At 72.8% G+C, this 13,408-nt stretch carries 10 protein-coding genes; 7 read left to right on the top strand and 3 right to left on the bottom strand.

The window, feature by feature from the left end:
* Positions 1-2 precede the first annotated feature (2 nt).
* The 5 genes from J7462_RS06805 to J7462_RS06785 all read left to right on the top strand — a co-directional run bounded on the left by J7462_RS06805 (position 3) and on the right by J7462_RS06785 (position 5,829).
* Positions 3-1,025 (top strand): LacI family DNA-binding transcriptional regulator, encoded by a 1,023-nt coding sequence (locus J7462_RS06805; RefSeq protein ID WP_255597616.1) that lies wholly within the window; start codon positions 3-5, stop codon positions 1,023-1,025.
* Between the two features lie 233 nt (positions 1,026-1,258).
* On the top strand, positions 1,259-3,538 hold the full coding sequence (locus J7462_RS06800; RefSeq protein ID WP_219462768.1) for an FAD-dependent oxidoreductase: 2,280 nt from the start codon (positions 1,259-1,261) through the stop codon (positions 3,536-3,538).
* Positions 3,535-3,855, top strand: a complete 321-nt coding sequence (locus J7462_RS06795; protein WP_219462766.1) for a putative quinol monooxygenase — start codon at positions 3,535-3,537, stop codon at positions 3,853-3,855. The genes J7462_RS06800 and J7462_RS06795 overlap by 4 nt, the downstream gene beginning before the upstream one ends.
* Complete coding sequence (locus tag J7462_RS06790; protein ID WP_219462764.1) at positions 3,852-5,141, top strand: cytochrome P450; 1,290 nt, start codon at positions 3,852-3,854, stop codon at positions 5,139-5,141. The genes J7462_RS06795 and J7462_RS06790 overlap by 4 nt, the downstream gene beginning before the upstream one ends.
* A 16-nt stretch (positions 5,142-5,157) precedes the next feature.
* Complete coding sequence (locus J7462_RS06785) at positions 5,158-5,829, top strand: TcmI family type II polyketide cyclase (protein WP_219462763.1); 672 nt, start codon at positions 5,158-5,160, stop codon at positions 5,827-5,829.
* A gap of 52 nt (positions 5,830-5,881) precedes the next feature.
* Here J7462_RS06785 and J7462_RS33200 read toward each other — a convergent pair whose 3' ends face one another.
* The 3 genes from J7462_RS33200 to J7462_RS06770 form a co-directional block, all read right to left on the bottom strand.
* Positions 5,882-6,097, bottom strand: coding sequence for a chitobiase/beta-hexosaminidase C-terminal domain-containing protein (locus tag J7462_RS33200; protein ID WP_219462761.1), 216 nt, complete (start codon positions 6,095-6,097; stop codon positions 5,882-5,884).
* Positions 6,010-8,316, bottom strand: a complete 2,307-nt coding sequence (locus J7462_RS06775; protein ID WP_219462759.1) for a M14 family zinc carboxypeptidase — start codon at positions 8,314-8,316, stop codon at positions 6,010-6,012. The genes J7462_RS33200 and J7462_RS06775 overlap by 88 nt, the downstream gene beginning before the upstream one ends.
* A 381-nt stretch (positions 8,317-8,697) precedes the next feature.
* A complete protein-coding gene (locus tag J7462_RS06770) occupies positions 8,698-9,930 on the bottom strand; it encodes a CdaR family transcriptional regulator (protein ID WP_219462757.1) in 1,233 nt (410 codons plus the stop codon).
* A gap of 223 nt (positions 9,931-10,153) precedes the next feature.
* On the opposite strand from J7462_RS06770, the gene J7462_RS06765 reads away from it, so the two are divergent.
* Together J7462_RS06765 and J7462_RS06760 are read left to right on the top strand one after the other, a co-directional pair.
* Entirely contained in the window at positions 10,154-11,071 is a 918-nt protein-coding gene (locus J7462_RS06765) for a dihydrodipicolinate synthase family protein (RefSeq protein ID WP_308290790.1), read from the top strand.
* A gap of 273 nt (positions 11,072-11,344) precedes the next feature.
* Entirely contained in the window at positions 11,345-13,390 is a 2,046-nt protein-coding gene (locus tag J7462_RS06760; protein ID WP_308290789.1) for a M6 family metalloprotease domain-containing protein, read from the top strand.
* The last annotated feature ends 18 nt before the right edge of the window (positions 13,391-13,408 follow it).

Raw genomic sequence — 13,408 nt, 5'->3', positions numbered from 1 at the left:
CCATGGGCCAGCAGCGGCCCGAACGCGCCGCGGTGATGAGCGACGTCGCGCAACTCGCCGGGGTGTCGCACCAGACCGTGTCCCGGGTGCTCAACAACCACCCGAGCGTTCGGCCGGAGACCCGGGAGCGGGTGCTGCGTGCCGTGCACCAGCTCAACTACCGGCCCAACGCGTTGGCCCGGGGGCTGGCCGGCCGCCGCTCCCGGGTCATCGGCGTGGTCAGCTTCGACACCATCCTGTTCGGCCCGGCGGCCACCCTGCTGGGCATCGAGCGGGCCGCCCGCGCCGCCGGGTACGGCATCAGCATCGTCACCCTGGAGCGGCTGGACCGTAGCGGGATGCGCTCGGCCATCGACGCGCTGACCGAGCAGTCGGTGGCCGGCGTCGTCGTCATCACCCCGATGATGACGGCGTCGGTCGCCGTGCACGGCCTGCCCACCGGGGTGCCCGCGGTGGTGGTCGAGGCCAGCGGGGAACGCGGCGAACTGCCCAGCATCTCCGTCGACCAGGTGGCCGGTGCCCGGCTGGCGGTGCGGCACCTGCTCGACCTCGGCCACGAGACGGTGTGGCACATCGCCGGGCCCCGGGACTGGCTGGAGGCCCGCGACCGGGTCGACGGGTGGCGGCAGACCCTGGAGCAGGCGGGCCGCTGCGTCCCGCCGGTCATCGTCGGCGACTGGAGCCCCCGGGCCGGCTACGAGCTGGGCCAGTCCCTGGTGGAGCGCCCCGACGTGACGGCGGTCTTCTGCGCCAACGACCACCAGGCGCTGGGTCTGCTGCGCGCCCTGCACCAGCGGGGCGCCCGGATTCCCGAAGACGTCAGCGTGGTCGGTTTCGACGACATCCCCGAGGCCGAATACCTCTCCCCGCCACTGACCACGGTGCGGCAGGACTTCGACGAGGTCGGCCGGCGGTGCGTGGCGGCGCTGCTGGAACTCTTCGACGGTGCGGGCGCGGACGCGCCCCGCCCCCAGGTCGAACCGGTCCTCGTCGTCCGTGCGAGCAGCGGCAACCGCCGCCCCTGAGCCACCCCGACCGGTCCCGCCGTGAGCGTGCGGTACCGGCCGTCGGTGTGCGTCCGGCGGCGGGAACGGTCCGGGTGGGTGGGCCGTCCCGGCGGCGTCAACGGGGGTCGACCCGGGCCGCCCGGCCGGTGACGCCGGGGTGACGCGCGCTGCGACAGGGTCGAGCGACGACGCGCCGGTGCAGGTCCCGGCGGTCGGGACCCTCGTCACGGGCAGGCCGTCAAGGAGACTCCATGATCAGGACAATGCTCCGGATCCGCGCGCGCCCCGGTGCCGAACAGGCCGTCCGGTCGGCCTGGCGCACGGCTGCGGCACAGCTCGACGCGCTGCCCGGCAACCTGCGTCGGGACCTGTTCGTGGACGCGCACGACCCGCGTACGTTCGTCATCGCCACCGAGTGGGTCGACGACGACGCCCTGCTCGACTACGAGCGCGGCCCGGTGGCCGCCGGCCTCGCCGACGCCCTGCGTGCCGGGTGCGCGCCGCCCACCGCCGCCGACCGGCGGGTGATGCGCGACCGGCCCGGCGGGCACCCGACGCTCCTGGTGGACGTCGAGGTCACCGTCCCGGCCGCCCGGCTCGCCGAGTTCCACCGCGGCCACGCCGAGGTGACCGCCCGGATGGCCGGGGTCCCCGGCTACCTGCGCGAGGAGCTGCTGCGCGAGCCCGACACCGACGTCCACCACATCTTCGCCGAGTGGCGCACCGAGGCGGAGTTCCACCGCTGGGTGGCCAACCCGGCGCACGCGCGGGAGGAGGCCGGGCCGATCGCGCCGTTCCTGCTCGACTTCCGCCGCCGACTGTTCCACCTCGCGGCTCACCCCGGCACCGACCGGGCAGCCAGTACCGGTAGGGAGACCGACGTGCACACGACAACGGACGTACTCATCGTCGGGGCGGGGCCGACCGGGCTGACCGCCGCCGTCGAGCTGGCCCGGCGCGGCATCGACTGCCAGGTGGTGGAGAAGCGGGCCGCCCCGCCCGGTCAGGCGGACAAGGCCATCGGGGTGCACTGCCGCACGATGGAGATCTGGGCGCAGCAGGGCATCGCGCGGGAGGCGATGGACGCCGGGATCTGGCTCACCGGCAACGTGGTGTTCGTCAACGGCACCCAGACCCACCGGATGAGCTGGGAGCTGCCCGACCTGCCGTACGCGCACCTCGGCCTGCCCCAGTACGAGACCGAGCGGATCCTCACCGAGCGGCTGGCCACCCTCGGCGTACGGCCGCAGCGCGGGGCGGAGCTGACCGGGTTCACCCAGGGCGCGGACGGCGTACTGGCCACCCTGGCGCTCGCCGGGGGCGGCACCCAGACGGTCCGGGCGCAGTACCTGATCGGCGCCGACGGCGCGCACAGCCGGGTCCGTGACCTGCTCGGGTTGACGTTCTCGGGCGGGCTGGGCCGGTTCCCGCAGCTGTTCATGCTCGCCGACGTCGAGGTGAACTGGGACATGCCGCCGGGGCACCTGCTGCGGTTCCTGCACGAGACCGACGGTCAGATGGACGGCATGCTGGTCTGCGTACCGCTGCGCGGTGCGGGCCGGTACCGGATCGCGACCCTCGCGCCACCCCGGTTCTTCGCCCAGACCGGCGGTCGGGACGCCCCGCCCGGGTTCAGCGAGGAGTTGGCCGAGCCGACCCTCGACGACGTGCAGGCGGCGCTTACCCGGCTGGCCCCACCGGGCACCCGGGCGGCGAACCTGCGCTGGTCGTCGGTGTTCCGGATCAGCCACGGCATCGTCGACCGGTACGGCCACGGCCGGGTCTTCGTCGCCGGTGACGCGGCCCACCTGCACCCGCCGGCCGGGGGACAGGGGATGAACACCGGCATCCAGGACGCCTGGAACCTGGCCTGGAAGGTGGCGCTGGCGGCGCGGGGGCTGGCCGCCCCCGGCCTGCTCGACAGTTACGAGGCCGAACGTCGCCCGGAGGGCGAGGAGATCGTCGGCCGGGCGGTTCGGATGGCGTTCACCGACGAACTGGACCGTGCCGACCTGGAACGGCAGTTCCGCCAGGAGATGTCGCTGCTGCTCAGCTATGCCGACAGCCCGCTGGTCGGGGAGTGCGTGACCGACCCGGAGGGGCTGCGCGCCGGCCCGCGCCCCGGTGAGTGCGCCCCCGACCTGGGCGGGTTGACCCGGCGGGGGGTGGGGCACCCGTTGCGGCTGCGCGAGCTGACCGGCGGCACCCGGCACACCCTGCTGGTCTACGCCGACGCCTCGGCCGAACCGGCGGCGGTGGCGGCCGTGTCGGGGCTCTGCGCCGACGTCCGTGCCCTGACCCGGGGTGAGGTCGACGCGTACCTGCTGATCAGCCCGGACGCCGACGACCCGGGGCTGCTCGCGCCGCCGGTGCTGCGCGACGCCGGGGGTGAGTTCCGCGCCCGGTACGGGGTGACCGGCACCGCCCTGTACCTGATCCGCCCGGACGGGCACGTCGGCTTCCGCAGCCAACCGGTCGACGCCGACGCGCTGCGCAAGAACCTGCACCTGGTGTTCGGGGGTGCGCGATGACGGCGGTGCGCACGGTGCTCGCGATGCGGACCCGGGAGGGTTGCGCGGAGCGGTTCGAGGCGGAGTGGCTCTCGGCGGCGGCACAGATCCGGCTGCTCGACGGGTGCCTGCGCCAGGACCTCGTCCGCGACGCCGACGACCCGCGCAGCTATCTGATCATCAGTGACTGGGTGGACCGGGAACGGTTGGACGCCTTCGGCCGCAGCGAACACCGTGACCGGCTGCTGCGGGTGGTGCGGGACCTGCGGGAATCCGCCGAACGGCACACCTACCAGGTGCTGCACAGCATGCCCAGCGCACCCGAGGAGACCAGATGACCGAGCCGGTACCCGCCGCGCAGCTCTACACCGACCAGTTCGCCGTCGACCCCTACCCGTCCTTCGCCCGGCTGCGGGCCGACGCCCCGGTCTGCCCGGTCAGCTCGCCCCGGTTCGACTCGTACCTGCTCACCCGGTTCGACGACGCGCGGGCGGCGCTGACCGACCCCCGGCTGTCCAAGGACCTCTACGGACCCGGCCAGCACTACCTGCAGCTCTTCGGCCCGAACTCCGAGGCGTTGAACCGCAACATGCTCAACGCGGACCCGCCGGAGCACACCCGGTTGCGCCGGATGGTGTCGCAGGCGTTCGCGCCGCGTCGGATCGAGGCGTTGCGCCCCCGGGTACGGCAGATCGTCGACGACCTGATCGACGGGTTCGTCGCGCAGGGTCGGGCCGAGCTGATGCACGACTTCGCGATCCCGCTGCCGATGGTGGTGATCTGTGAGCTGCTCGGGGTGCCCCGGGCCGACCAGGAGCGGGTGCTGGACTGGACCCAGGTGATCCGGACCTCGGGGTCGGCGCGGCGACCCCCGGCGCAGGAGCGGGCGGCGGTCGGCGAGGCGCAGGTACGGCTGCACCACTACCTGGTGGAGCTGGTGGCCGCCAAACGGGTGGTCCCGGCCGACGACATGATCAGTGCGCTGATCGACGCCTGCGACCAGGACGGCCGGCTGTCCGAGGCGGAGCTGGTCACCACCACCTTCCTGCTGCTGTTCGCCGGGCACCAGACCACCGCCGACTTCCTGGGCAACGCGACGGTGGCCCTGCTGACCCACCCCGACCAGCTCGACCTGCTGCGCGACACCCCGGACCTGCTGCCCTCGGCGATCGAGGAACTGCTGCGCTTCGACGGCCCGCTGCCGGTGGCCAGCCCTCGGGTCGCCACCGAGGACGTCGAATACCAGGGGGTACGCATCCCGGCCGGGTCGATCGTCGGGGTGGTGCTCAACGCCGCCAACCACGATCCGGCGCACTTCGTCGACCCGGACCGGCTGGACCTGCGCCGGGTCCGTGGCCCGCACCTCGGTTTCGGCCACGGCGTGCACTACTGCCTCGGGGTCTCCCTGGCCCGGATGGAGGCCCAGATCGCCCTGGCGGCACTGCTGCGCCGGTTGCCCGGGCTGCGCCTCGGGGTGCCGCCCACCGAGCTGCGCCGGTTGCCGGCGGCGTCCCCGTTCCGGGGGCTGCTGGAGCTGCCGGTCCGGTTCACCGCCTCCGCCCCGCCGGTGTCGTACCCGCCGGCCAGTCGCCCCCGTCCCACCGAGCCGACCCGTACCGTCTGATCCCCGAGGAGTTCCGATGACCTTCCGCAACGTGATCGTCTGTTCCATGGTGCCGGGCAGCGAGCAGACCGTCGCCGACGTGTTCGGGTACTACGACCGGACCACCCGGCCGCAGGACCTGGGCGTGGTCGGGCGGACCCTGCTGTCGTTTCACGGCCTCTACATCCACCTGATCGAGCGCGACGCGGACCCGAAGGTGACCGGGCAGACCCGGGGCCTGCCCGCCTTCCAGCAGATCGCCGAGCAGATCGCCCCGTACGTGACGCCCTACCCGAGGGACTGGAAGAACCCGTCGGACTCGGTGGCGAAGGAGTTCTACTCCTGGGCGCCGGCCGAGCCGCCGGCCGACGCGGGCGAGCCGAGCCGGACGGTCATCGTGGCCCGGATCAAGCCCGGTGCGGAACCCACCGTCGCGCAGATCTTCGCCGAGTCCGACGCCGGCCCGCTGCCCGCCATGATGGGGGTCACCGGGCGGTGGCTGTACTCGATCGACGACGTCTACCTGCACGTGCTGGAGCGCGTCGGCGAGCCGTTCGACGGCGCCGTGGAGCAACGCCACGACCAACCGGTCTTCGCCAAGATCATGGACGATCTCAGCCCGTACATCAGCCCGTTCGACCCGGACACCTGGGGCAGCCCGCTCGATGCCGTGGCCACCGAGTTCTACCGGTGGCGGGCGCAGGACTGACCCGGGCCGACCAGCGGGGGTCCGACCGCGCGGACCCCCGCTGGTGTCGGCCTCAGCCGGTGGGCAGGGTCGCCCAGCCCCGGTTGAAGGTCAAGCTGTCGTCGTCCGGCCGGTAGTTGCGCTCGATGTTGCCGGCGGCGTCCACCGAGAACCAGTGCACCTTGGTGCCGGCCGGGACGGTCAGCGTCTCGCCCCCCTCCCGGATGCCCGCCGAGGCGTACAGGGTGGAGTCGAACGTCGGCCGGGAGCCGTCGAGGGTGTAGAACACCGCCGCCGGCTCGCTGGTGTCGAACCGGACGCTGACGGTGCCCTCGGTGGCGCTCGGCGTGACCGCCAGGGTGCTGGTCGGGCGTTTCTTGTCCTTGTCGAAGTCCCGGGCCACCCGCAGCAGCTCGACCAGGCCGTTGCTGAACTCCATGGTCTCCTGGTGCGCCTCGTCCCAGGTGGGCTGGAAGCTGGTGCCCACCTCGAAGTTCCAGGCGTAGATGCCGTACTTGTACCACAGCATGTCGCCGGAGTTGCCCGCCGCCGAGTACAGCACGTCGGAGATCGGGCCGGTCCGGGCCGGGGTGACCGCCATGTTGCGGTGCCGCTTGATCGCGGTGAGGATGCGCGACGACGCGCCCCAGAAGAACGACTCGTCGGCCAGCGTCGGCCGGGCGCGGAGATCCGGCCCGGGGTGGCGTACGCGCCCGGCGACCACATGAAGTAGTTGCCGGAGGAGTGCAGGTTCATCGAGAACTTCATGTTGGGCCGCTGGGCCAGCCAGTCGACGTTGCGGTTCTCCGGCTCGGACAGCTCACTCGGCCCCGCGTAGGTGTCACCGGTGCAGCTCGCCGACGCCCCCGAGTAGCCGTCGAAGAGGCTGTACTCGGTGTAGTTGCGGTTGTTGTCCACCCCCCACGAGTTGCGGGCCAGCGCGTCGGTGGCGCCGCCCGGGGCACAGTGGTTGGTCATGTTGCGTCGCTGCGAGGCGTAGTCGTAGAACGAGTAGTGCCCGCCGTCCGGGTTGATCGACGGCACGATCCAGATGTCCAGGGTGCGCAGCAGCTGCTTGGTGTTCTCGTCGGTGGCGTGGTTGCGCAGCAGCCGCTCGGCGGTCTCGATGGTCACCAGCGGCGGGACCCACTCGCGGGCGTGCTCCTGGGCGTAGGCGAGCACCCCGGTGCGGGAGCCGTCGCGGTACTTGCCGATCCGGATGGCGTACACCGGGTGCGGGTCGCGGGAGACCCCCGCCGGTGCCTTCAGGTTGTCCGACAGCGGCGTCGGCGCGACCGGCGTGACCACCCCGGCGCCGGCGTCCCCCCGATAGGTGTACGCCGTGACCAGCGCACCCGCCTCGGCCGTCAGCGCCGCGGCGACCTGGGCGGCGGTGCTGGTCACCACCCCGGTGGCGTCGGTGGCCAGGCTGACCCGGATAGCCTTGCCGGTCACCGTGACCGTGAGCGGCCGGTCGGCGGCGCCCGGGTCGGCCAGTTCGACGGTGAGGTCGTTGCCGCCCTCGTGCCCCCAGGCGAGCGAATCGACCGCGACCCGGGTGGCGTTGGTCCCGCCGAGCACGACCTGGGCCTTACGCCGGTACCCGTTGGTCTGGTAAGGCAGCTTCACCACCTCGGCGAGCTGCGGGTAGGCGTCGGCCAGCCGCTTGATCCGGTCGTACAGCTCGGTCGGGGTGAGGTAGCTGGTGACGAAGTCCTTCTGGTATCCGGGGCCCTCCGGGCTGTCGGCCGGGATGGGCAGCCACTCCTTCACCTCGGCGACCGCCACGTCCCCGGTGGGGCTGGTGATCTGGATGCGCTGCGGCCGGGCGGTGACGGCGGCGGCGCCCCGGTGATAGAGGTAGACCCCGGCGTCGACGAACCGGGAGATGTTCTGGGTGCCGCCGGAGCCGATCTCGGTGCCGGGGCCGCTGTCGCGGGCCACGGTCAGCGTGCTGGTGGAGGTCTGACCCTGGGCCCACTTCGCCTCCACCGAGAGCACCTGGTTGGTGCCGGAGGTGTAGTAGTCGGCCCGGATGATCTTCACGTCGGAGGCGGCGGCGCTGCGCTGCAGGGTCGCCGTGTACGCCCGGTTCTCGGCCTGGTGGGCGGCGATCGTCGCGTCCCGCTCGCTGACCCGCTGCGCGGAGTCGGCCGCGTCGTGCAGCACGGCACCGACCCGGTAGCCCCTCCGCTTGAGCGCGGCGACCTCGGTCGGGGTGACCACGGCGTGCACCACGATGCCCTGCGCGGTCTGGGTGACATGGTGGTCGAGGTCGACCCCGGTGGCGACCAGCTCGTCCAGCGCAGCGGTGCCGTCGACCACCACCTCCACCACGTCGGCCTGCTCGTCGGCGGAGCGTTCGAGCCCGATCGGGGCGTCGGCCTCCCGGTCGGGCGGGGCGGCGGTGCCGGCGGTCGCCGGGCCGGCGAGCAGCAGTAACGCCACGCCGGCAGCCGTGGCGGCGGGTAGCCGCCGCCAGCGGCGGGGCAGTGCGGAACGAGACATCTCGGGCCACCTTTCCTGGGGGTGCACGACGGGCCGACGGCGCGCGGCAGCGCCCGCCGTCGGGCGGGGTACGAGACGGGGAGGTCGGACGCCGACAGTCGGGCGACGGTGGGCGGCCGGTCATGACGTCGACCCGCCGCAGGACGGGGGACACGGGGTGTCTCCCGGACGCGCGGCGGCGACGGACCGGCGCCGATCCGGTCTGCGTGACGGGCGGGGGGCGTACCTGGTTACGGTCGGTCCTGGGGGCATTGCCGATCGGTGCGCCCATCCTGGCCGTACCCGCTCGGATCTGTCAATGATCTGTCCGGCCGGACACGGGCTGTCACAGTGCGGCGGTGCGGGTGTCCTGTCCCGACGGTCGCCGGGCGGCCGGCACGGTCAGGACGGGGTGCGGTAGTGGCCGGTGAGTCGGCCCAGCTTCATCGCCAGGTGCAGGCACAACCGTTCGTTGCCGTCCTTGAGGTCGGTGTCGGCGAGCTGCTCGACGCGTTGCAGCCGGTAGTAGAGGGTGGTCCGGTGCAGCCGCAGCTTCTCGGCCGTGGCGTGGGCGTTGCCGGCCAGGTCGAGGTAGGCCTCCAGGGTCTCCAGCAGCACCTGGTGGGCGTCGTCGCGCAGCAGCCGCTCCAACCCGGGGTGCACCCCGGCGACGTCGAGGTGCCGCGCGTCCAGCTGCGACAACACCCGGTAGATGCCCAGGCCGGCCCAGGAGACCACCCGGCCGAGCGCCGGCAGTTGGACACCGACCCGGGCCGCCTGCACCGCCTCCCGGTACGACTGCACCGCGTCGGCCAGCCCCGGGCGGGACTGACCGATCCCGGTCACCGTGCGCTCCACCGAGGACAGCCCCCGGGTCGCCTGCCCCAGCGCCTCGTCGAGGTGCCCGGCGGCGATTTCCGGGGTGGGCCGGCCGGCGATCCGACCACCGCAGATCAGCAGCACCCCGTGGTCGGGCCAGACCATGTGCAGCGACTCGCGTACGCCGAGCCACCGGCGGGTCGCCACCAGTGCCTGTTCCAGCGCGATCCGGGCCATCTCGTCGGGGTGCCGCCCGGTGACGGGGGCGAGTTGGGCCACCACCGCAGTGGTCGTGCCGTCACCGGCGACCGTGCCCTCCTCCAGCAGGGCACGCACGGCGTGCGCACGGGCCTGCGCGCTCTCCACCAGCAGGGTCCGGGTGGCCTCGGACTCCCGCTGCGAGGCCAGCTCACCGAGCAGGTTCTCCCGGTAGAGGGCCAGCGACAGGTCGGTGAAGGCACCGGTCGCGGTGGCGATGTCCGCGTCGGTCATCGACCCGTCGTCGTCGATGAACCAGACGAAACCGAGCAGCAGGTCGTCGTGCCAGATCGGCACGCAGACCCGGGGGAGCAGGTCGAGGGCCACGTCGGCGGGGGTACGCACCGGCTCGCGGGCGGTGAGCACACCCATCCGGCGGAACCAGGCGATCACCTCCGGGGTGGTCTGCCGGCGCAGGATCGACATCCGGCGTACCTCGTCCATCGGCCCGTCGTGTTCGCTGTAGACGACCACCCGCTGCCGCCGGTCCTCGATGAGGGCGGGACGCCCCACCCGGGCGGCGACGGCGTCGACTATGCGCTGAAGCTCACCGTGCATGGATCTCCCCTGGTTGGCTGCGCGGCAGGGGGTGCGACAGCCGGTGCCCTACCCTGTGCGGCCGGTGGGCCTGTGCGCAAGGTCCACCGCGGATATACCGACAAAAGGACGGCCCCCACGGCGACTGTTCCGGCAATTGTCCGAAGAGCCACGGCGATCGACGATCGTAGGGTTCCACCTGCGGTGGGCAGCGGGCCGCCGGCGCGTAGGAGGGAACGCCCGAGTGACAGCTGGTAGGCCCTGGCGGGGGGTGCTGGTCGCCATCACCACGCCGTTGCGTGACGACCTCGGCGTCGACTTCGACCGGCTCCAGGAGCACGTGCGGTGGCTCGCCGAGGCGGGCTGCCACGGGGTGACGCCGTGTGCGTCGGTGGGGGAGTACCGGGCGCTGTCCGACGACGAGCGGGCCGACGTGGTACGGGCGACGGTGCAGGCCGCGCCACCCGGCTGCGCGGTGCTGCCCGGCGTCGGCGGGTACGGCAGCCGGCAGTCCCGTCGTTGGGCGGAGCAGGCCGCCGCCGCCGGGGCCGCCGGGGTGCTCGCCCCACCCCCGGACGGCTACCCCGCAGGCGACGCCGACGTGGTCGCCCACTACCGGGAGGTGGCCGCCGTCGGCCTGCCGGTGGTGGCCCACAACGACCCGTACGACACCCGGGTGGACCTGACGCCGGAGCTGCTCGCCCGGGTCGCCGAGACCGACGGGATCGTCGCGGTCGAGGAGTTCTCCGGTGACGTGCGGCGGGTGCACCGGATCAGGGACCTCTGCCCGCACGTGGACGTGCTGGCCGGCGCGGACGACGTGCTGCTCGAACTGGTGCTGTGCGGGGCCCGGGGCTGGGTCTCCGGCCTGTCCAACGCGCTGCCCCGGCAGGCCCTGCGGCTCTACGACCTCTGTGTCGCCGGGGATCTGGCCCGGGCGTTGCCGCTCTACGCCGAGCTGCACCCGGCGTTCGGTTGGGGCTCCCGGCCGGAGGCGGTGCAGGCCATCAAGCTGGCGATGGACTGCGCCGGACGGTTCGGCGGCCGGTGTCGCCCGCCGCGCGGTCCGCTGCCGCCGCCGGCCGTCGCCCGGTTGCGCCGGGACCTGGTCCGGGCCCTGTCGGTCACCGTCGATCCGGTCGTCGACGGTCGTCCCCGGTGAACCACCCCGGCCGGCGGGGCCGGTCGACGGGCGGGTCGGGCGGGTGGACCGGGCGGGTCGGGGAGGTCCCGGCGGACGCTGGTGGCCCGCCGTGACCCGACGCGGGTCCTTCAGGTGTCGGAAGCGGCCGGCCCACCTGCCGACATCTGCACGGTGACCGGCCCCGGCCCGTCCTCCTAGATTCGCTGCGCGGCCCAGTGACAGGTGCCCCGGCAGCCACCCCCCGCCGACACCGGACCGGACGCCGTGTCCCTCCCGACGAGAGGTGAACCTGTGCACCGTGTTACCCGCAACAAACCCCGACTGAGGCGTTCCGTGCTGGCCGCGGTGCTGGCCGGCACGCTGGTGGTGACCGGCGCGGCGCAGGCCGCCGCGGCCCCGGCCAATCCGGCCGGCGGCACCGCGCCGTTCCAGGTCCTCGACCCGCAGGCCTGGCAGAACCCCGACACCATGACCTGGGACGACTACCAGGCGGTGCCGGGTAAGAACTGGGCCGACCCGAGCGTGCGGGGCGCGATCCGCAACTTCAAGATCGCCCTGGTCGCGCTCGACTATCCGGACCAGACGTTCGCGGTGTCCCAACGGGCCCGCTCGACGGTCTTCGGCAACCCCCAGTCGGTCGCGGCCAACATCCCCCGCGCCGACGTGCCGAAGTTCTACCAGGACTTCCTCAACACCCCGAACACCCTGAACAAGGGGCACACCCTGCACGAGTACTGGATGCAGGACTCCAACGGGCGCTACGGCGTGGACCTGGCCGGGTTCGGGCCGTACCAGCTGCCGGCGAAGTCCTACCAGTACGGGCTGGACAACAGCTTCAACCCCGGCGCCTGCCCGGGCGGGGAGGCCTGCAACAAGAACATCCGCACCGACGGGCTGGGCGCGTGGCGGGCGGCGGTCGGTGACGAGGTCGCCAACCAGTACGAGCTGGTCTTCATCCTCAGCGCCGGGCAGGACGAGTCGTCCACCTGGCAGGAGTTCGGGCAGATGATCTTCCAGAACAAGGAGGACGTGCCGGACTCCTGGGGCCCGCCGGACCCCAACCTGCCGAACTGGGCCAAGACCCGCTACGTCGAGTGGACGTCCTGGAAGGCGGCGGCGACCCTGTGGCCCAACGCCGGTTCCGGCTCGTCCACCCAGGGGGAGAGCTCCGGCATGGGGGTGTACGCCCACGAGCTGACCCACCTGCTCGGCATCGGCGACAACTACAACAACCCGTACGGCGAGCCGTTACGCCGGGCGTACACCGGCATCTGGAGCATGATGTCGCGGGGCTCGTTCAACGGCCCCGGTGGCCCGCACACCCGCTGGCAGATCCCGCCGACCAACGGTGGCTCGATGGGGTCGTTGCACACGGTGCGGGACAAGCTCAAGATCGGCCTGCTCGGTGAGGAGCACGTGCTGCGGCTGTCCCGGGAGGCGTTGGCCTCCTCGGGCCTGGTCACCGCCCAGGTGACCGCCCGCGCGGTCGATGCCGGCCCGAAGGGGCTGACCGGCGTGAACATCGCGCTGAACAAGGACCTCGCGCCGGCCTGCACGGTCGCCACGAACCCGCTGTGCGACGGCGGCAGCTTCAACAACTACACCGTCGAGGTCGTCGACCGGATGGGGGCCGACTCGTTCACCCCGGACCGGGGTGTGCTGCTGAGCAAGACCAAGAACGCCGACAGCGCGCCGTTCCAGTGGGTGGTGGACGCCAACCCGCAGGACATCGACATGATCGACTTCTACCGGCCGGACGGCACCCCGCAGAAGATCACCATGGGTGACTACCGGCAGCTCTCCGACGCGCTGTTCCACGCCGGGGCGGACACCGGCAGCCAGTACGAGTACGTCGACGAGGCCAACCGGCTGCACTTCTACGTCATCGACCTCAAGCGGGACGCCGCCGGCTCGCTGTCGTACACGGTGGCGGTGCGGTCGCTGGACGGCACCGGGGGGCCGAGCAGCCACGGCGTGACGCTGGGCAAGGGCGAGGTGACCAGCACCGGCAAGCCGACGAACCGGGGTGTGACCTGCTCGTTCGAGCTGACCAACACCGGCGCGTACTCCGCCGGTGGGCAGCAGCACCCGGAGGACGTGACCGCGTACCTCAAGTCGGACGTCTACCGGCTCTCGACCGAGGTGGCCGGCAAGGGCTGGCGGACCTGGCTGCCCAACCCGCTGGCCACCGCCCAGTTCGGCAAGTCCACCACCGTCCGGGTGTCGGTGGGGGCCACCGCCGCCGCCGCGGACACCGGTTTCGTCAAGCTCACCGCGACCTCGGAGAGCGACCCGTCGAAGACCGTGACGAAGCAGTGCCGGGTGGAGAAGTCCTGACCGGGATCGATCGTCGCG

The sequence above is a fragment of the Micromonospora sp. RL09-050-HVF-A genome (genome assembly GCF_019374995.1).
GTDB lineage: Bacteria > Actinomycetota > Actinomycetes > Mycobacteriales > Micromonosporaceae > Micromonospora > Micromonospora antibiotica.
The sequence above is the reverse complement of the archived record's forward strand: the minus strand, read 5'-3'. Positions and strand labels throughout refer to the sequence as shown.